This window comes from Bifidobacterium callitrichos DSM 23973, assembly GCF_000741175.1.
Classification (GTDB): Bacteria; Actinomycetota; Actinomycetes; order Actinomycetales; family Bifidobacteriaceae; genus Bifidobacterium; species Bifidobacterium callitrichos.
Map to the genome: position 1 here is coordinate 54,328 of NZ_JGYS01000016.1, position 20,510 is coordinate 74,837.

The 20,510-nt window shown below is 66.2% G+C and carries 13 protein-coding genes and 1 pseudogene; 2 read left to right on the top strand and 12 right to left on the bottom strand.

What is annotated here, in order from left to right; all coding sequences use genetic code 11:
- Positions 1-26 precede the first annotated feature (26 nt).
- From acnA to BCAL_RS09020, 12 genes and pseudogenes are all read right to left on the bottom strand, one after another.
- The gene (gene acnA / locus BCAL_RS08965; RefSeq protein ID WP_043164263.1) at positions 27-2,744 is read right to left on the bottom strand and encodes an aconitate hydratase AcnA; all 2,718 of its coding nucleotides are present in this window, start codon (positions 2,742-2,744) and stop codon (positions 27-29) included.
- 121 nt (positions 2,745-2,865) lie between these two features.
- Complete coding sequence (locus BCAL_RS08970; protein WP_052119002.1) at positions 2,866-5,391, bottom strand: cation-translocating P-type ATPase; 2,526 nt, start codon at positions 5,389-5,391, stop codon at positions 2,866-2,868.
- 100 nt (positions 5,392-5,491) lie between these two features.
- Entirely contained in the window at positions 5,492-6,013 is a 522-nt protein-coding gene (locus BCAL_RS08975; protein WP_238549674.1) for a type 1 periplasmic-binding domain-containing protein, read from the bottom strand.
- Between the two features lie 40 nt (positions 6,014-6,053).
- The gene (locus tag BCAL_RS08980) at positions 6,054-7,319 is read right to left on the bottom strand and encodes a class I SAM-dependent RNA methyltransferase (protein WP_043164264.1); all 1,266 of its coding nucleotides are present in this window, start codon (positions 7,317-7,319) and stop codon (positions 6,054-6,056) included.
- A 24-nt stretch (positions 7,320-7,343) separates the two neighbouring features.
- Positions 7,344-8,057: a DUF3159 domain-containing protein gene (locus BCAL_RS08985; RefSeq protein WP_043164266.1), complete on the bottom strand. Its 714-nt coding sequence runs from the start codon at positions 8,055-8,057 to the stop codon at positions 7,344-7,346.
- 51 nt (positions 8,058-8,108) lie between these two features.
- Positions 8,109-8,987 (bottom strand): DUF3710 domain-containing protein, encoded by an 879-nt coding sequence (locus BCAL_RS08990; RefSeq protein ID WP_043164268.1) that lies wholly within the window; start codon positions 8,985-8,987, stop codon positions 8,109-8,111.
- Positions 8,988-9,083: 96 nt separating this feature from the next.
- The gene (locus BCAL_RS08995) at positions 9,084-9,941 is read right to left on the bottom strand and encodes an exodeoxyribonuclease III (RefSeq protein ID WP_043164270.1); all 858 of its coding nucleotides are present in this window, start codon (positions 9,939-9,941) and stop codon (positions 9,084-9,086) included.
- Between the two features lie 74 nt (positions 9,942-10,015).
- Positions 10,016-12,031, bottom strand: a complete 2,016-nt coding sequence (locus tag BCAL_RS09000; protein ID WP_043164272.1) for a dipeptide ABC transporter ATP-binding protein — start codon at positions 12,029-12,031, stop codon at positions 10,016-10,018.
- Between the two features lie 21 nt (positions 12,032-12,052).
- Positions 12,053-13,021, bottom strand: coding sequence for an ABC transporter permease (locus BCAL_RS09005; protein WP_043164274.1), 969 nt, complete (start codon positions 13,019-13,021; stop codon positions 12,053-12,055).
- A 19-nt stretch (positions 13,022-13,040) separates the two neighbouring features.
- Positions 13,041-13,967: an ABC transporter permease gene (locus BCAL_RS09010; protein ID WP_043164276.1), complete on the bottom strand. Its 927-nt coding sequence runs from the start codon at positions 13,965-13,967 to the stop codon at positions 13,041-13,043.
- A 353-nt stretch (positions 13,968-14,320) separates the two neighbouring features.
- Positions 14,321-15,964 (bottom strand): peptide ABC transporter substrate-binding protein, encoded by a 1,644-nt coding sequence (locus tag BCAL_RS09015; RefSeq protein ID WP_043164407.1) that lies wholly within the window; start codon positions 15,962-15,964, stop codon positions 14,321-14,323.
- 365 nt (positions 15,965-16,329) lie between these two features.
- Positions 16,330-17,321 (bottom strand): annotated as a pseudogene (locus BCAL_RS09020) (tyrosine recombinase XerC).
- Between the two features lie 195 nt (positions 17,322-17,516).
- Here BCAL_RS09020 and BCAL_RS09025 point away from each other — a divergent pair.
- Positions 17,517-18,383, top strand: coding sequence for an ABC transporter ATP-binding protein (locus BCAL_RS09025; RefSeq protein ID WP_052118986.1), 867 nt, complete (start codon positions 17,517-17,519; stop codon positions 18,381-18,383).
- A partial coding sequence (locus BCAL_RS09030) for an ABC transporter permease (RefSeq protein WP_043260078.1) occupies positions 18,380-20,510 on the top strand: 2,131 nt, incomplete at its 3' end. The genes BCAL_RS09025 and BCAL_RS09030, both read left to right, overlap by 4 nt.

The window sequence follows — 20,510 nt, forward strand, 5'->3', positions numbered from 1 at the left end:
CATGACTTGCGCGGCGAATGCGGCAATCACTTGCGCATGAGGTTCCTCAGCACGTACTGCAGGATGCCGCCGTTGCGGTAGTAGTCGGCCTCACCGGGGGTGTCGATGCGCACGACCGCGTCGAACTCGGTGGTCGAACCGTCCTTGTGCGTGGAGGTGACGTGCACCGTCTTCGGGGTGACGCCCGTGTTGAGCTCGTCGATGCCGGCGATGTCGTAGGTCTCGGTGCCGTCAAGGCCGAGCGACGTGTACGACTCGCCTTCGGGGAACTGCAGCGGGAGCACGCCCATGCCGATCAGGTTGGAGCGGTGGATGCGCTCGAAGCTTTCGGTGATGACGGCCTTCACGCCGAGCATCAGCGTGCCCTTGGCGGCCCAGTCGCGCGAGGAGCCGGTGCCGTACTCCTTGCCGGCGAGGACCACGAGCGGCGTGCCCGCGGCCTTGTAGTTCAGGGAGGCGTCGAAGATCGTCGACGGCTTGCCGGTGGTGAAGTCGTAGGTGAAGCCGCCGGGCGTGACCTCCTCGCCCACGGAGGCGAGCAGCTGGTTGCGCAGGCGGATGTTGCCGAACGTGCCGCGCACCATGATCTCGTGGTTGCCTCGACGCGAGCCGTAGGAGTTGAAGTTGCGCGGTTCGACGCCGCGCTCGGTCAGGTACTTGCCCGCCGGGCTGGACGCCTTGAACGCGCCGGCCGGAGAGATGTGATCGGTGGTCACGGAGTCGCCGAGCAGGGCGAGCACGCGGGCGCCGTGGATGTTCTGGACCGGATCCGGCGTGGACTTCATGCCGTCGAAGAACGTCTGACGGCGCACGTACGTGGACTTCGGATCCCACGCGAACAGTTCGCCCTCGGGCACGTCGAGGCCCTTCCAGCGGCGGTCGCCCTCGAACACGGAGGCGTAGTCCTTGAGGAACATCTCGCGGCTGACGGTGCCGTTGACCACGGCGGCGACCTCCTCGTTGGTCGGCCAGATGTCCTTGAGGTACACGTCGTTGCCGTCCTTGTCCTGGCCGAGCGGCTGGGACTCGAAGTCGAAGTCCATCGTGCCGGCGAGCGCGTACGCGATGACGAGCGGCGGCGAGGCGAGGTAGTTCATCTTGACGTCCGGGCTGATGCGGCCCTCGAAGTTGCGGTTGCCGCTCAGCACGGCGGTGACGGTCAGATCGTTGGCGTTGATGGCCTGGGAGATCTCGGGCAGCAGCGGGCCGGAGTTGCCGATGCAGGTGGCGCAGCCGAAGCCGACGAGCTGGTAGCCGAGCGCGTCGAGGTCGTCCTGCAGGCCGGCGGCCTTGAGGTAGTCGGCGACGACCTGGGATCCCGGGGCGAGCGAGGTCTTGACCCAGGGCTTCGGGGCGAGGCCCTTGGCGTGCGCGTTGCGGGCGATGAGGCCGGCGGCGATCATCACGGACGGGTTGGACGTGTTGGTGCACGAGGTGATGGAGGCGATGGCCACGTCACCGTTGTCGAGGTCGAAGTCGCCGCGGAAGGACGTGGAGACGGGCACGGACTCCTTGACGGTCCTGTCGGTCTCGTACGCGGGCAGCGTGTCCTCGAACACCTGCTTCGATTCGGACAGCTTGATGCGGTCCTGCGGGCGCTTCGGGCCGGCGATGGACGGCACGACGTCGCCCAGGTCGAGCTCCATGTATTCGGAGTATTCGGGTTCGACGTAGTTCGGGTCCTTGGCGTCGCCCCACAGCTTGTTGGCCTTGGCGTAGGCCTCGACGAGCGCGACCTGGCTCTCGGAGCGGCCGGTCAGGCGCAGGTAGTCGAGGGTCACGTCGTCGATCGGGAAGATGCCGCAGGTGGAGCCGAACTCGGGGCTCATGTTGCCGATGGTGGCGCGGTTGGCGAGCGGCACGGAGGCGATGCCCTCGCCGTAGAACTCGACGAACTTGCCGACCACGCCGTGCTGGCGCAGCATGTCGGTGATGGTCAGGACCACGTCGGTGGCGGTGACGCCCTCGGGGATGGATCCGGTGAGCTTGAAGCCGACGACGCGCGGCACGAGCATGGAGATCGGCTGGCCGAGCATGGCGGCCTCGGCCTCGATGCCGCCGACGCCCCAGCCGAGCACGCCGAGGCCGTTTTCGGTGGTGGTGTGCGAGTCGGTGCCGACGCAGGAGTCGAGGTAGGCAAGCTCGCGGCCGTCGCCCAGTCCGGAGGCCTCGGCCGACTTGGTCATGATGACCTTGGCAAGGTATTCGATGTTGACCTGGTGGATGATGCCGGTTCCCGGCGGCACGACGCGGAAGTTGCGGAACGCCTGCTGACCCCAGCGCAGGAACTGGTAGCGTTCGCCGTTGCGCTGGTATTCGATGTCCATGTTCTGCTCGACGGCGTCGGCGAGCGCGTACTTGTCGATCTGCACGGAGTGGTCGATGACCATGTCGGACTGGACCTGCGGGTTGATGACCTCGGGGTCGCCGCCGAGGTCCTTGACCGCGTCGCGCATGGTGGCGAGGTCGACGATGCACGGCACGCCGGTGAAGTCCTGCATGACGACTCGCGAGGGGGTGAACTGGATCTCGTGGCTGGGCTGGGCGTTCGGATCCCAGTCGAGCAGTGCGCGCACGTGCTCGTCGGTGATGTTGGCGCCGTCGATGTTGCGCACGAGGTTCTCCACCAGCACCTTGAGCGAGTAGGGCAGGTGGTCGATCCCCTTCAGATCGGCGATGTTGTAATAGTCGAAGTCCTTGCCGCCGACCTGTAGGGTCGACAGCTGGTCGTCACGTACGGACATACTTCCTCCGAAATCATTGGTCGGCTGCTGTTTGCCGTTGATTATCCACTTCGAATGGTACGGGTACGTTACTTTTCCTCTGGCGTGTCGGCTTGAAAGGTGAGACAATTCGCGCTTCGCCCTAGCGGTGGAGCCGGCGTTCGAGGATCGCGTGGGTGGCCGCCGGCACGGCGAACAGGCAGATCGCGAAGATGAACGCGGATCCGATCAGGGCGATCAGCGTGGCGACGAGCGTGGATCCGGTGGGGATGATGAGGGCGAAGAACCGTGCGACGAACGGGATGAGCATGCCGATCACGCCGGCCGCGGCGAAGACGAGGACCATGAGGCCGCGCCAACCGGTGAGCGGGCGGGCAACGCGGGCGAGCACGAACACGCCCATGACGAACAGGATGATCGCCTCGGTGGCGCGCAGACGTGCGAGGTCGGCGGCGTCGGTCACGTTCCAGCCCATGATCGCGGGCAGCGTCCATGCGGTGATGAGCACGGACAGGCCGGTGGCGATGCCGCCCGGCAGCGCGAAGCGCACGACGCGGCTGAGGAAGCCCGGAATGTACTTCCTCGTGTTCGGCGCGAGGGCGAGGATGAACGCGGGCACGCCGATCGTGAGCGCGCCGATGTAGGTGATGTGCCGTGGCAGATACGGGTACGGGATCTGCGTGAGTACCACGCCGAGGGAGATCAGCGCCGAGTAGACGGTCTTGACGAGGAAGAGTCCGGCGACGCGTTCCATGTTGGCCATGACCTGCCGGCCGCGGGCGACCACGTCGGGCAGATGACTGAACTTCGAGTCGACGAGCACGACCTGCGCGACGGCCTTGGTGGCGGGCGCCGCGTTGCCCATAGCGATGCCGAGATCGGCCTGCTTGATGGCGAGCGCGTCGTTGACGCCGTCGCCGGTCATCGCGACCGTGTAGTCGCGCTCGTGAAGCGCGTCGACGATGAGCTTCTTCTGGTCGGGCAGCACGCGGCCGATCACGTCGATGTCCTCGATGAGGCGGCCGAGTTCGGTCGGATCGTCGGGTAGTTCGCGCGCGTCCAGCGTCACGGGTTCGCGCTCTCCCGTCAGCCTGACCCTGCGGGCGATGGCACCGACGGTGACGGGGCTGTCTCCGGAGATGATGCGGCATCGCACGCCCTGTTCGCGGAACCATGCGAGGGTCCTCTCGGCATCCGGGCGGATGCGTTCGGAGCACAGGACGAGCGCGACCGGCTCGGCGTGCGGGTCAAGCGTGGGTTCGTCGGCGTCGGACCGTGCGGTCTCGGCGTTCACGCCGGTTTCGTGCGCGCGGGCGATGAGCAGCACGCGGCTGCCCTGGCCGGCGTACGTGTTGACCTGTTCGAGGATCGCGGCGTGGGCCGCACCTTCGTCGTCGAGGCCGGCAAGGACCACCTCGGGCGCGCCCATGTACCAGGTCTGCGCCGCATGCCCGGCGGTGCTGCCGCTGTCGTTCCCGGCACCGGCGCGCACGATGGCGCTCCACTTGCGCGCCGACGAGAACGGCACGCGACGGGCGACCTCGCCGGGCCCGTAGCCGCGCTCCCTCAGCCCAGCGAGCACGGCCCGACCGGTGGCGTTGGGCTGCTCCTCGTTCGCGAGGTCGTACAGCGCCTGCGCGGCCTCGCGTTCGGTGTCGTTTCCGGACTCGTTCCCGTTCCCGTTCACACCACCCAGCATGACGATTTGCTCGAAGGCGATGCCGCCGTCGGTGATCGTGCCGGTCTTGTCGAGGTTCAGGCAGTCGACGCGAGCCAGCGTCTCCACCGATTCGAGTTCCTGGACGAGGGTCTCGTGGCGTGCGAGCCGCATCGCGGCGACCGCGAAGTTGAGCGAGGTGAGCAGCACGAGTCCCTCGGGGATCATGCCGACGACGCCGGCGACCGCGGAGACCACCGCCTGGCGCCACTGGCCGGTGGCAAGTGCCTCGGACCATCCGCCGACGGCACGCAGCTGCGAGAGGATGAGCAGCACGCACAGCGGCACCACGAGGAACGTCATGAACTTGAGGATCGTGTTGATGCCCTTGTTGAGGTCGGACACGGTCTTGCGGTACACCTTGGCCTTCGCGGTGAGCGTCGCCGCATAGGAGTGCTCCCCCACCGCGGTGACCTTCACGAGCGCCAGTCCCGACACGGCCGTGGACCCGGAATACACGTCGTCGCCCGGCTTCTTGCGCACGGTGCGCGATTCGCCGGTCAGCATCGACTCGTCGACCTCCAGCCCCCAGCTGGAGATGATTTCGGCGTCGGCGGGCACCTGCTCGCCGGATCGGATCCACAGGAGGTCGTCCATGACGATCCCGTCGTGCGCGATCTCGACGTCCCGCCCGTCACGGTGCACGAGATAGTCGGAGGCGACGAGGATGGAGAGCCTGTCGAGCGTGCGCTTCGCCTTCAGCTCGGTGACGATGCCGATGCCCGTGTTGATGATGATCACGAAGCCGAAGACCGCGTCCTTCCACGATCCGGTGGCGAGGACCATGATCATCGCGGCGAGGATGATCCCGTTGAACAGCGTGAACACGTTCGCGCGCACGATGTCCTTGACCGACCGCGACGTCGAGTCCCTCACCCGGTTGACGGCCCCCGCCGCCACCCGCTGCGCCACCTCGTCGCCGGTCAGGCCGGTCTCATCGATCTTCGGCATTTCGCTCATGCTGCTTACCTTACTTGTTTGCTGCCCCTTGAGGTCGGATCGGTGGATACGATGCAACCACGTTCCTTACCTCCTCCCGGACAGACCACTATCACCGAAGTGTGGTGACGACGATCTGACGCTCGTGCGGCTCGTCGTTGAGCACCGTCATCATCGCGTCGTCGATTCTCACGGCGTCGGCGGCGCGGTCGTTGAGGACGAGGGTCGCGGCGTAGAGCGTGGCGTCGTCGGGGGCGTGGACCGGGTTGAGCAGGGCGACGGGGATGCCGGCCTCGCGTGCGGAGCCGAGCGCGGCGTCCCAGCCTAAGGCGTCGGCCGAGACATCAAGGTCGGAGACGACGATGAGGTTGACGACGCGGTCGACCATGTCGCGCACGCCCTGACGCATCACGGCATCGGGATCCTTGGCATCCTTCGCGGAGACGTAGACGGTCTGGATGTCGACGTCGCCCATCGCGTCGAGGACCGGCTCGTCCGCGGCGGCCGTCGGCGATCCGACGAGCGCGATCCTCGCCTCGTTGCGTTGGATGCGACGTGCGCAACCTCGGGTTGCTTGGTCTGCGTGTCGCCGACGGCCTTGCCGGCCGGCGTGCAGGCGGTCAGTGCGAGGCACGCGGCGGCGCAGGTCACAAGTCCGGCAAGACGCCGCGCGATCACGCCTCGTCCTTGCGGAACAGGGCCACGGTCTCGACGTGGTGGGTCATCGGGTAGATGTCGTAGGCGCGGATGTCGGCGAGCGTGTAGCCGAGCGAAGTCAGCGTGCCGGTGTCGCGCGCGAGGCTGGTCGGATCGCAGGCGATGTAGATGACGGATCGCGGTCCGGCCTCGGCGATCTGACGGCAGACCTTGGCATGGGCGCCGGCGCGCGGCGGGTCGAGGACGACCACGTCGGGGCGGGCGAAGTTCGCGGGCACGTGCGCGAGGGTCCTCGCGACGTCGCCGCAGCGGGCGTCCACGTCGTTGAGGCCCAGTGCGCGCAGGTTGCGCTGCTGGCTCTTGACGGCGGTACGTCCGCCTTCGACGCTGAACACGCGCGTGCGGTCGGTGGTGAGCGTCGCCAGTGGCAGGGTGAACAGGCCGGAGCCGGAGTAGAGGTCCCAGATGACGGCGCAGTCCGCGCCATCGAGCTCGCCGCGGGTCAGGTCGATGACGTGGTTCGCCAGTCCTACGGGCGCCTGGCGGTGGATCTGCCAGAAGCCGTTGGCGTCGACCTCGTACGTGAAGGTGATGCCGGCGACGGTGACCTGTTCGCTGAGCGTTGGGCTGCCGTGGGTGAGATCGCCGTCGACGAGGACGGCGTAGTTGTCGCCGCGCGGCGCGTCGGTGCGCGGTTCGGGCACGGACAGGCGGATCTGCGCACCGGGCGTGAATCCGCCGTCCCACACGCCGGTGGCGGCCGCCACGTCGAGCAGGCCGTTCGTGGCGAGCGGCATCGTGTCGATGGGCACGCGCGTATGGGATCCGCGCCGGCGCATCGACGGGCGTCCCTCGTCGTCGGCGATCATCTCGATGCGGGTTCGCCAGTGCAGTCCGCCGAGCGCCTCATCACCGTCCATGCGTTCGATCGGCACGGTGACGTCGACATGGCCGAGGCGGCTCATCTGCTCGCTGACGGTCACGGCCTTCCATCGAAGCTGCCCGGGCAGGGAGACGTGGACGAGATCCGCGCCGCCGACGCCGCCGCCCATGGCGAGCGGTCCGGCGAGCGGCCATGCGGGGCTGACACGGTCCTCGCTCGCCTCGATGACCTCGACGACCTCCGCGGTCCAGAACCGTTCGTCCCGGTCGTGCGGCTCGTCGAGCACGATGCGTACGAGCTCGCCGGGTAGGGCGAAGCGGACGAAGACGACGCGGCCGTCGATGTGGGCCACGCAACGGCCCTGATCGGCGTATCGTTCGATGCGGACTTCAGCTTCCATGGATTCCTTTTACAGGTTGTGACTTCAGTTATCGGCTTTGGCCTTGGCGGCGGCCTTGTGGCGGTGCAGAGGGGTAGCGATGATGAGATAGCTCACCCAGATGGCGAGCGCCCAGAACGGGATGCCCATGATCAGGCGCGCCACGCCCAGCGCCGCCACGTGATCGGTCAGATACAACGGCACCTGCACCGCCAGTCGCGCCAGGAACAGCCCCATCCACAGGGCGGTGATGATCATGTACGCGCGTTTGAGCGGCTTGTCGTCCATCCAGTCGTGGAACCATGCTCCGAATCGTTCAGTGGGCAGCTGTCGGATGAATTCGATGACGAGGCCGAGACCGGGCACGCGCGCGGCCAGCGAGATGGCGAGCAGCGCCGCGTACCCGGTGTTGGTGAGGAACCCGAACATGTAGTAGTTGCGGGCCTCATGGCTTTTCCACGCCCAGATCAGGCAGATGCCGACGGCGATGAGACCGCTCAGCGCGCCCATCACCGACTGGCGTTGGAGGAGACGGACGATGACCTGGATCACGGCCAGCGCCGCGGAGACGGCGACGGTCAGGTTGAGGTTGTTCGTCGCCACGAACATGACGACGAACAGCACGCCCGGCAGCATCGATTCGATGACGCCGCGCGGCCCGCCGATCGCGTCGATGACGGAGAAGTCCTCATCCGCGCCGGCCGAGGCGAGGGCGCCCAGTCCGGTGCGTTTCTTCTGTTCAGCGTTCGGTACGGCCAAATCCGTGACGATTCCTTCCTTGCATGACCTTGGGTGGATTCGGAGGCGGCCTCAGCGGACTTCGGAGAACATGGGGCCGCGCGAGAGCGTGGTCTTGACCTCCGTCTGCTGGTCCTGGCTCAGCGGTCCGTTCGGACGGGTGGGAACGTCCTTGAGATGCTCCTTGCCGTTCTGCGCCTCGGCGCCGTCGGCGTTCTCGGCGGCCTCCTTGGCGGCCTTGCGCTCGGCCGGGCTGACCGGCGGATGCATCGGGATGAGGTCGCGCGGGGCGAGCGGCTCCTCGCCGCGTTCGACGACGATCTTGGAGAAGAACTCGTTCAAGGCCTTGGTCTCCTCGGCGTCCGGGTCGGTGGCGGCCACGCCGGAGAAGATGCCGCGCAGCATCCAGCGCGGGCCGTCGACGCCGACGATGCGGGTGATGACGGTCCTGCCGGCCTTGACCGCGACGGGCAGCTTGATCTCGGTGCCGAACACGCCCTTGTCGGCGGAGGCGTTCTTGTTGGCCTCGAGGAAGTCGCTCCTCCAGTCCTCCCACAGGCCGAGCGTCTTCGGCGCGGCGTACGCCTCGATCTCGAGGCTGGAGTGCTGGTAGGTGATGGTGGAGCCGAGGATGGCGCGCGTGGCGCGGTTGGCCTTGATTCTCAGCTCGATGTTCTGCATGAACGGCAGGTAGTAGGCGCCGAGGTCGAGATAGTCGTCGTAGTCGGGCACGTCCTCGTCGTTGACGTCCCACGGGCCGCGGTCCTCGCCGCGTCCCACATACTCCTCGCTGGCCTCGGGCAGCGCCTCTGCGGCGGTCTTCTCGGCGGTTTCGCTGTCGGCCTTGGCGGCGGCGTTGGCGGCGGCAGCGGCCTTGGCGTCCTCGTCCTCGGTCTCGGCGGCCTTCTTCTCCGCCTTATCCTTCTTCTTGCCGAATCCGAACAGTCCCATGGTTCCTCATTTCACAGTGTCGTGTCTGACGATTGCAACCCTGCCAAGCCTAGCACCTCGGCTTGGAACTGGCTGGACGCCCGCTTCACGCCGGCTTCACACGTCGTAGGTGACGGTGAGGGGCGCGTGGTCGGACCAGCGCAGATCGTAGGTGGGCGCCTTGTCGATGACGAAGCCGCGCGCGCTCTCGGCGAGCTCCGGGGTGGCGAACTGGTAGTCGATGCGCCAGCCGACGTTGTTGTCGAAGGCGCGTCCGCGCTGGCTCCACCACGTGTACGGCCCCTGGATGTCCCCGGCGAGGTCTCGCATCACGTCGACGAACTCCAGCTCCCCCAGCCACCGGTCCACATAGGCGCGTTCGGCGGGCAGGAATCCGGCGTGCTTCTCGTTGGCCTTGGCGTTCTTGATGTCGAGCGGCGTGTGCGCGATGTTGAAGTCGCCGCACAGCACGGCCTGACGCCCGCCATGCGCCGCCTCGTCGCGCAGGTCGCCCATGCGTATGAGCATCGCGTCGAGGAAACGGTACTTCTGTTCCATCTTGACCGGATCGTCGGCGTTGCCCGCATGCACGTACACGCTGGCGACGGTGATCGTATAGCCCTGCGGGGTGACGACGTCCGCTTCGATCCAGCGGCCCGAGTCGACGTCCTCGTCGAGTCCGGGCAGGCCGTATCGGCGTTGCGTGACGGGCAGGGTGCTCAGCAGTCCCACTCCGGCGCGGCCTTTGACGCGGCACACCTCGTTCATGCGGTTGAGGTCGCCGGGGTCGTTGATGCGGCCATGGGTCGCGTATTCGAAGGCGAACGAGTCGAGGATCGGATCGATCTCGTCCTGCGGGGCGCGCACCTCCTGCATGCACCAGACGTCAGGCGTGTTGCGGCCGGCCCATGTCTCGACGCCCTTGCGTTTGGCCGCGCGGATGCCGTTCAGGTTCGAAGTGGTGATCGTGATCATGCGGCTTACTATACAACGCGAAAGCCCCCGTCCGCAGTGGGACGGGGGCTTTCACAGGGGGCTCGGAACCCCTATCAGTCGAGGCCGAGCTGGAGCTTGCCGCCGGGGATGGCGTCGAGCAGATCGCGCGTGTACTGCTTCTGCGGGTGGTTGAACACCTCGTCGGTGGTGGCGTGCTCGACGAGCCTGCCGTGCTGCATGACGACGACCTCGTCGGCGATCTGGCGGACGACCGCGAGATCGTGCGTGATGAACAGGTAGCTCAGTCCCTTCTCGGCCTGCAGGTCGTTCAAGAGCCTCAGCACCTGGTCCTGCACGAGCACGTCGAGGGCGGAGACCGCCTCGTCGCACACGATGACGTCCGGGCTCAGGGCCATGGCTCGCGCGATGGCGATGCGCTGGCGCTGGCCGCCGGACAGCTCGTTCGGGTAGCGGGTCATCACGGACTCGGGCAGCTCGACCATGTCGAGCAGCTCGCGCACGCGCTTGGTGCGGCTCTTGGCGTCGCCGATCTTGTGGATGCGCAGCGGCTCCTCGATCGAACGGTAGATCGAGTACATCGGGTCGAGCGAACCGTACGGGTTCTGGAAGACCGGCTGCACGTGGCGGCGGAATTCGAGGAGCTTGGCGCCGGTGAACGTCGAGATGTCCTCGCCCTCGTAGAGGGCCTTGCCGCCCGTGGGCTCGAGGAGCTTCAGGATCATGTTGGCGACGGTCGACTTGCCGGAGCCGGACTCGCCCACGATCGCGAGCGTGGAGCCGCGCTTGAGCGAGAAGGACACGTCGTCGACGGCCTTGAACATCTCCTTGGTGCGCGGGAGCTTGAACTCCTTGGTCAGGTGTTCGACGGTGATGATGTTCTCGCTCTTCTCGAGCTTGGCCTCGCCGACCACATGGTGCTCGAGCAGCGCGTCCGTGTCCTCGCCGCGCTTGTGCGCGGAGATGATGCGCTGGGAGGCGAGCGACGGGGCTGCCGCGACCAGACGCTTGGTGTACGGGTGCTGCGGGTGCTGGAGCACCTCGAGCGACGGGCCGGATTCGACGACCTGGCCCTTGTACATCACGACGATGTGCTGGGCGCGCTCGGCGGCGAGACCCAGATCGTGGGTGATGAACAGCACGGCGGTGCCGAGCGAGTCGGTGAGCATGTGCAGGTGGTCGAGGATCTTCTTCTGCACGGTCACGTCGAGCGCGGAGGTCGGCTCGTCGGCGATGAGCAGGTCGGGGCGGCAGGCCAGGCCGATGGCGATGAGCGCGCGCTGGCGCATGCCGCCGGAGAACTCGTGCGGGTACTGGCGGGCGCGGGTGGCCGCGTCGGGCAGGCCCGCCTCGGACAGCAGGCCCGCGATGCGGTCGTCGAGCGTGGAGCCGGTGACGTGGGCCTTGGCGATGGACCACGCCTTGTCGTCGTTCACGCCGGCCTTGATGAGGTCGTTGGCGACGCGCCAGCGGGTCTCGGAACCGGGCACCCATTCGCTCTCGAAGTACTTGATCGCCTTCTCGGCGGCCTCGCCGGTGACGCCGGCATCGGTGAGGGCGGCCTTGGCCGCATCCATCAGGGCGGGCAGCTCGGCGGAGCCGATGAAGGTCTCGTCCTCGTTGCCCTTGAGCTCGACGGCGGAGTCCTCGTCGGCCAGCGCCTTGGCGAGGGCGGAGCGCTTCTCGTGCGCCACGTCCATGTTGTTGGCCTTGAGCGCCTCCTTGACCTGCGTGCCGATGCGGTACACCGGGTTCAGGTTGCTCATCGGGTCCTGGGGCACGAGGCCCATCTTGTCGCCGCGCAGCTTGTCGAAGTCCTTGGGCTTGAGGCCCGTGAGCTCCTTGCCGTCGAGCTTGATGGAGCCGCCGACCACATGGCCGGTGCCGGGCAGCAGGCCGAGCACGGCCATGGCGGAGGTGGACTTGCCGGAGCCGGACTCGCCCACGATGGCCACCCACTGGCCGGGGTAGACGGAGAAGGAGGCGTCGCGTACGGCGTGCACGGCCTTCTTCTCATCGGTGGTGAAGTCGATCGCGAGGTTCTTGACCTCGAGCAGAGGGCCCTGTGCCTTCTGCATTTCGACGATCTTGGCGTCGTTCGTGTTTTCCATGTTGTTTTGCCTACCTCACACTCAGGCCGTACGGCTCTTCGGGTCGAGCGCGTCCTTGACGGCGTCGCCCATCATGATGAAGCTCAGGACGGTGATGGCCAGGGCGACGGACGGATAGAACAGCACCATCGGGTTGGTCATCAGGTTGACCTGCGCCTGGGAGATGTCGCCACCCCAGCTGACGACCGTGGTCGGCAGACCGAGGCCGAGGAAGCTCAGCGTGGCCTCGGAGACGATGAACGAGCCGAGGGACGTGGTGCCGATGACGATGATCGGAGCCAGGGCGTTGGGGATGATGTGTCTGAACAGGTTCCTCATCGGGGTCGAGCCGAGGGCGGTCGAGGCGGTGTTGAACTCGAGGTTCTTCGCCTCCATCACCGAACCGCGGGCGATACGCGCGGTGGACACCCAGCCGAAGAGGGCGAGGACGAAGACGACCTTCCAGATGGAGGAGGAGGTGCGGAACATCTGCAGGACCACGATCGCGCCCAGCAGGAACGGGATCGAGTAGAAGATGTCGATGATGCGGCTCAGAACCGCATCGACCCAGCCGCCGAAGAAGCCGGCGACCGCGCCGATCAGCGTGCCGATGACGACGACGATGATCGTGGTCAGCAGGCCCACGGACAGCGAGGTGCGCGTGCCGTAGATGGTGCGGGCGAACACGTCGCAGCCCTGGAAGTCATAGCCGAACGGATGCCCGGCCTCCGGTTCGGCCAGCGAGTTGTCGAGATTGCAGTACTTCGGATCGATCTTCGTGAACACGCCCGGGAAGAGCGCGATGAAGATGATGAAGACGATGAGGATGCCGGAGACGATGAACAGCGGGTTCTTGCGCAGCGTGCGCCACGCGTCGGACCACATGCTCGAGGCCGGGGCGGATTCGTCGACCTTGTCGACGTCCTGCAGCGGCGTCTCGTCAAGCGGGGCGACGTAGCGCTCCTGTCCGGGCAACGGCTCGTAGGAGAGGTTCTGGTTGTTGTCGGTCATGATATGAATCTCCTCCCTGTCACTCGTAACGGATGCGCGGGTCGAGTGCCGCGTACAGCAGGTCGACGAGCAGGTTGCAGATCACGAAGACCAGCAGCAGCAGCGTGACGATGGAGACCACGAGGTTGCCTTCGCCCTTGAGGATCGACTGGTAGGTCAGGAAGCCGACGCCGTGGATGTTGAAGATCTGTTCGGTGATCATCGCGCCGCCCATCAGGGCGCCGAGATCCTGGCCGAGGTACGTGACGACGGGGATCAGGGAGTTGCGCAGCACGTGACGGACCATCACGGAGCCGTTCGACATGCCCTTGGCGCGCGCGGTGCGCACGTAGTCCAAAGCGATGTTCGAGGAGATCTCGGAGCGGGTCAGTCGGATGATGTACGCCATCGAGACCGAACCCAGCACCATCGCGGGGAAGATCAGCTCGGTGAACGTGGCGTCGGCGCTGGCGGTCACGGGGATGAGGCTCCACTGGATGCCCAGGAAGTACTGGCCCGCGAAGCCGGTGACGAAGGTCGGCACGGAGATGAGCAGCAGGGAGACGATGAGGATCACCGAGTCGTACCACTTGCCCTTCTTGAGGCCAGAGATGATGCCGAAGACCACGCCGAAGACCGCCTCGAAGCAGAAGGCCATCAGGGCGAGCTTGATGGTGACCGGGAAGGCGCGGCCGATCTCGTCGATGACCGGCTGGCCGGCGAAGGTGTTGCCGAAGTTCAGCGTGAACGCGTTCTTGAGGAACAGCAGGTACTGGATGATGAACGGCTTGTCGAGGTTGTATTCGGCGCGGATCTGGGCTGCGACCGCCTCGTTGACCGGCTTGTCTCCGAACATCGCCTTGACCGGGTCGCCCGGCAGCGCGAAGACGAGAGCGTAGACCAACAGGGTCGCACCGAGAACCACGGGGATCATCTGCAGAATGCGTCGCAGAAGATATTTACCCATCGGTTTCTCCTTGAATTCTTTCGGACCGGTCTCTTGAATCGCCCTGACTCGCCGCGCCGTTGTGCGGGAAGGCATGCCAAAGCGCCCAGCCGGTCGCTAAGTACCCCGTAAGTTTACCCTACGGGTTGACACGAATGTTTCACGAAGGTGAATCGGAGCTTAAAACGGGACCGTGCGTACCGCGATGTCGGGTTTGTCTCTCCCCAATCTTCGGCTCCCCTTGTCAGGGGAGCTGGCCCGCGAAGCGGGACTGAGGGGTAGTCGGCATATAAACGACACAAGGGCCGGAACCCTTGCGGATTCCGACCCTTGATTGCGATTCCGTCGGGAATCAGGTCAGGCGAGCGTCACGCTCACTTGGAGAGCTCCTCGTAGACCGGCAGGTTCTGCCAGTTCATCTCAAAGCCCTTGACACCGGTCGCGGCCACGCCGGCGGCGTTGGAGTAGTACAGCGGGATGGCCGGCAGCTGCTGGAGCAGGATCTCCTGGGACTGCTGGTAGAGCTTGTTGGCGTCCTCAGTGGACTTGGCGGCGTAGGCCTCGTCCATCAGCTTGTCGAAGTCGGCGTTCTTGTAGTCGCCGTCGTTGGAGCCGTTGCCGTCGGCCGCAGCGGAGGCGTACAGCTGGAACAGGTAGTTCTCCGGGGACGGGTAGTCCGGCTGCCAGCCGGTGCGGAAGGCGCCCTTGATCTGGCGGTTGGTGACGGCGTCACGGAACTCCTGGAACGTCGGCATCGGGTTGGTGGCGACGTTGATGCCCAGGTTGTTCTTGAGCTGGTTGACGATGGCGTCGTAGATCGGCTTGGCGCCGCCGTCGGCGTTGTAGGAGAAGGTCAGCTGGCCGTCGTACTTGGAGATGGCGTCGGCCTTGGCCCACAGCTCCTTGGCCTTGGTAGCGTTGAACTTGAGGTTCTCGGAGCCCTTGAGGGAGTCGGAGTAGCCCGGGGTGAGCGGGGAGGTGAAGTCGACGGCCGGGGTGCCGATGCCGCCGAGGACCTTCTCGACGAGCTGCTCGCGGTCGATGGCCATGGAGATGGCCTGACGACGCAGCTGGCCCTCCTCGGTGTTGGTCTGGAAGTGCTCGAGGTTGGACGGGATGGTGAAGGTCTGGGAGACGGAGCCGGCCTTGTTGTAGGCCTGGACCTTCGGGTTCTTCTGGAAGGTCTTGGTGGCGGAGGCCGGGACGGACTCCATCACGTCGAGGTTGCCGGACTGGATGTCGGCGTAGGCGGAGGTGTCGGACGTGTAGATCTTGAAGTTGATGCCGTCGTTCTTCGGCACGTCATTGCCCTTGTAGTCGGGGTTCTTGACGAGGTCGATCTCCTTGTTGTGATCCCACTTGGAGAACTTGTACGGGCCGTTGCCGACCGGGGCCTCGCCGAAGGCCTTCGGATCCTTGTAGAAGGACTCCGGCAGCGGGGCGAACGCCAGGTAGCCGACCTTGATCGGGAAGGTGGCGTCCGGCTGGGCCATGTCGACGGTGAAGGTCTTGTCGTCCACGACCTTCAGGCCGGAGAGCTGCTCGTCGCCCTTGAGGGATTTGGCGTTCTGCAGATCGTCGTAGCCGGCGATGGTGGAGAAGAAGGAGGAGGCCTTCTGCGCGTTCTTCGCGTTGGCGGTGTAGCTCCAGGCCTTGGTGAAGGACTCGGCGGTCACGTCGGTGCCATCGGTGAACTTCCAGCCGTCCTTGAGCTTGATGGTGTACTGGGTGGCGTCGTCGTTCGGCGTGATGGACTCGGCGACCTCGTTGGAGGCGTTGCCCTTGGCGTCGAAGGAGACGAGGCGGGCGAACAGCAGGTCGCCCGGCTTGCCGCCGCCGGTCTCGTTGGTGTTGCCCGGGATCAGCGGGTTCTGAGGCTCGGAGGCGTAGACGTTGAGAATGTTCGAGCCGCTCTTGGCGCTCGACGTGGAGCTGCTGTTGCTCGAGGAGCCGCAGCCGGCCACCAGGGTCGCGACGGCGCACACGGCCGCGGCGATCGCGAAGGCTTTCTTCTTCATCATTGATGTTCTCCTGTTCATCCTGCGGACGCGTGGTTCGCATCCGCCCGGTGCGCTGGAAAACGCACCGTAATGTGCAAGGGGGTCATGCACGGATCGCTCCGCGTACCACCCCCTTGCTGATCGCGGTCCATTGTGCCGCGTTCTGGAGACAGCACGTTACCAAATTATGGATATTCTGTGAATACAGACTGGGTTGTTTGCGTTAACGGAGGGGTTTCGGGGGTGGGTCTGCTCCCGCAATATGCAGTGCCCGACACACTCAAGGCCGTTCGGCCAAGCCTACGGTCGGGCATCGCATCCTGCGGGAGCAGACCCGCTCGGATAGGGCCTCTCCGTTGACGCAAACCGGGGGCGTGGGGGCTTTAAGCCCTTGGAAATGCTTGGATGTAGCGGGCTTTGAGTTGTTCTATGGAGACGTGGGTGTAGCGCTGCGTGGTCTTGAGGGAGGCGTGGCCCAGCATCTCCTGGACCTCACGCAGGTCCGCTCCCCCGTCGAGCAGATGGGTGGCCGCGGAATGTCTCAACGCATGAGGTCCAATATCTGGAACGCCCGCCCTTCTCGACTCCCTGTGGACCACCTCGCGGACGACCCGCTGGTTGATGCGGCCACCGCGCACGCCGAGGAAGAGGGCGGTTGGCGTATCGCCGGCACGCGGCTCGTCGGTATGTGCGCCATCATCGGATCCATGCAGGACCTGCGGACGCCCCTTCTCGATCCAGCGGATGAGCGCCCGGGCGGCGGGAGCGCCGAAGGGGACGACACGTTGTTTATTTCCCTTGCCGGTGACGCGCATCGTACGGTTGGAGAAATCGACGTCGCCCACATCGAGGCCGACGAGTTCGGCGACGCGGATACCCGTCGCATACAGGGTCTCGAGCATCGCGACGTCACGCAGCCGGATGGCGGTCGGACGATCGTCCTCCGCGTCCGTTTCCGCCTCGGCGTCATCCATCATCCGCGCGGCCTGCGCCTCGGTGAGCACCGTAGGCAGCACGGCGGGGATCTTCGGCGTCGCGAGAGCGGCGGCGGGGTCGGTCGCGGTCACGCCGTGGTCATAGGCCCAGGAGAAGAACGAACGGACGGCTACGACCTTGCGCGCCATGCTGGAACGGGCGTGGGTGCGCGACTCGTGGGCCATCCAGCCTCGCAGATCGTCCGGCGCGATCTCCCTGAGATCGTTCACCCCGCGCAGGGCGAGGATGTGCAGACACTCGTCCACATCGGTCAGATACGCTTTGAGCGTATTGGCGCTCAGCCTTTGTTCGCCTTGAGGAAGGTGGCGTAGGCGTTCAGGTGGTCTTCGATGGCATGCTCGTCGGAGTCGGCACCGGGAAAACGGTCATCAACACCCATGCTTGCCCCTTTCCGCACTGGTTACGGCACCCGTCCGGTCAGATACCGGTCAGTTAGACTATAACCGTTCGGACAACAGGGGAACCCGGGCAACAAGCGGGCACTGAGGAAGGCGAAGACACCATGGCACGGCATGCGGCGAAAGCGACGAAGGCAACGGGGCGACGGGGCGCGAGAACGGTGACGGGATCGGGGATGATCCGACCCGCATCCGCTACGGCGCAGACGGAACGCGGATCGCAGACGGCGTCGTCCGGCCGCGGCGTCAGCCCCGCCTCCGACGACACCGTCGTGGCCCGTGCGATCGATCTGACGAAGACGTACGGCGAGCGCGACTCGCAGGTCGTGGCGCTCGACCACGTGAACGTCGAGTTCACGCGCGGCGAGATGACCGCGATCATGGGCCCGTCCGGCTCGGGCAAGTCGACGCTGATGCACTGCATGGCCGGACTCGACCAGCCGACCTCGGGCAAGGTGGTCGTCGAGGGGCTTGAGGTCTCGTCGATGAACCAGCGTCAGCTGACAAAGCTGAGGCGCGAGCAGATCGGCTTCATCTTCCAGTCGTTCAATCTGGTGCCGACGCTCACGGCCGAGGAGAACATCCTGCTGCCGCTGCAGATCGCGAAGCGTCCGATCGATCGCGCATGGTTCGACAAGGTCGTGGACGTGGTCGGCCTGCGCCCGAGGCTCACGCACCGTCCGAGCCAGCTCTCCGGCGGACAGCAGCAGCGCGTCGCGTGCGCCCGCGCGATCATGGCGCGCCCGGCGGTGATCTTCGCCGACGAGCCGACCGGCAATCTCGACTCGCGTTCCAGCAGGGAGGTGCTGGGCTTCCTCAAGGACTCCGTGCGCGAGTACGGGCAGACCATCGTGATGGTCACGCATGACCCGCGCGCCGCCTCGTACGCGGATCGCGTGCTCGTGCTCGCCGACGGGCGCATCACCCGCGATCTGAAGCATCCCAGCTATGAGGAGATCCTCGACGTGTTCGCCACGGAGGGCGATGAGGACGCAGGCGTCGGTGCGGCCGATACCGCGGAGACCACGGAGGATCGCGCATGATCCGCATCGGTCTGCGTGACGCACGCGCGCATCTCCCCCGGTTCGTGATGTCGATCATCGCGATCGCATTGGGTGTATCCTTCGTGGTCGGCTCGTTCTGCTTCCGCGAGATGATGAACGATCAGGTCGACCAGATGATGGGGTCGAACACCGACCACGACGTGTACGTGCGTGGCACCGTGGAGAAGAAGGACGATCCGTCCGGCCAATCGTCCTCATCCGACTCGTCCGGCTCGTCGCTCAAGACGTACAACGACATCGACGACGCGCTGGTCGACGACGTCGCCGCGGTGGACGGCGTGAAGACCGCAGAGGTCACGTATTCGGTGTCGAGTTCGCTGGTGCTGGTCAGGAAGGACGGCAACGCGGTCTCCACGATGGGCTCGCCGACGATGGGCATCGGCCTGGCGAAGGGCACATGGCGTTCCGCGCATCTGACCGAAGGCCGCTGGGCGGGGAACGACGGCGAGATCGCCCTGCACGCGTTCGCCGCCGAAACGGCCGGACTCAAGGTCGGCGACACGACGAAGCTCGTCTACCCGTCGGGGCCGAAGGATGTGAAGGTCGTCGGCGTGTTCGACACGGATTCCTCGCAGGCGGGCGCGATCATCATCGGACTGGCGCCCGATGTGGCGAAATCCCTGTATCAGGAGAAGACCGGTGAGATCGGCACCACGCAGTACATCGGCGTGTACGGTTCGGCGAACGGCGGCGCACCGCTGAGCGACGAGCAGCAGCGGGAGCTCGCGGATCGTATCAATAAGGTGCTGCCTTCCGGCTCCAAGGCGACGGCCGTGACCGGCGATCAGCTGCGCGACGAATATTCCAAGGCCATCAAGGACCAGCTTGGCTTCATCCAGCCGCTGATCCTGATCTTCGCGGTGATCGCCCTGTTCGTCGGCTCGTTCATCATCGCGAACACGTTCTCGATGATCGTGCGCGAATCGATGCGCGGCTACGCGCTGCTGCGCTCGGTGGGCGCCTCCCCCGCGCAGGTGTTCTCCACGGTGATCGTGCAGGCGCTGCTGCTGGGCGTGGTCGGTTCGGCGGCCGGCATCGGACTTGGCTGGGGCATGGTGAAGCTGATCGTCGCCGGCATGGCGCGCATGGGCACGCCGATGAGCGGTGCCGCCACCCCGAGCGTCACCGACATGCTCGCCGGACTCGTGGTGGGCATTCTGGTCACGCTTATCGGCGCCGCCCTGCCGGCCCGACGCGCGGCGATGGCCCCGCCGATCCAGGCGATGAACGAGACCGTGAATCCGGAGAAGCCGGTGTGGCCGCGCGGCGTGACGGGATTGGTGATGATCGCGCTGGGCGTCATCTCGTGGGTGTTCTGCGCGGCGATCGCCGCGGCAGGCGACGACGGCGACCCGACCCCGGTCGCGTTCCTCAACGATCTGGCCTCCCGGTACGGCACCGGATGGCCGCTCGGCATCGGCGCCGGGCTCATCGTCATCGGCGTGATCGTGCTCGCCCCGGCGCTGGTCGGCCCGGTGGGCGCGGTGCTCGGCTGGATCCCCTCGCACGTATTCCCGGTGACCGGCCGCCTCGCCACGCGCAATCTGGCAAGGCAGAAGCGCCGCACGGCGAACACGGCGGCCGCCCTGTTCGTGGGCGTCGCGATCGTCAGCTGCCTCGGCGTGGTCGCCTCGTCGGCGAAGGCGTCGGTCGCGGGCATCGTCGACACGGGCCTGAAGTCCGATTTCACCGCGATGTCCGCGTCGTCGGGCCGCATCCCGGACGACGCGGTCACCGCGATCGAGGACACCGAAGGAGTCGGCTCGGTGTCGAAGAGCCGCATGCTCATGGGCGTGACGTATGGCACGGGCGACGACAAGACGCAGGCGATGACGTTCGCCGAACAGCCGTCGCTGTTCGCGAAGGTGTTCGCACCCGTCACCAACTCGGGTGACGCCGATCGGGCGCTACGTGATGGTGAACTCGTCGTCGGGCTCACCGTGGCGCAGGACAACGGCTGGAAGGTCGGCGACACGGTTCGTGTCAACGGCAAACAGGTCGTCGTCGACGAAAAGGCGACCGCCAAGGCGCAGGCCGACTACCAGACGCAGGTCCAGCAGCAGGTCGCCGGGCTGCAGGCCGAGGCGCAGCGTCTGCTCGCCGCGG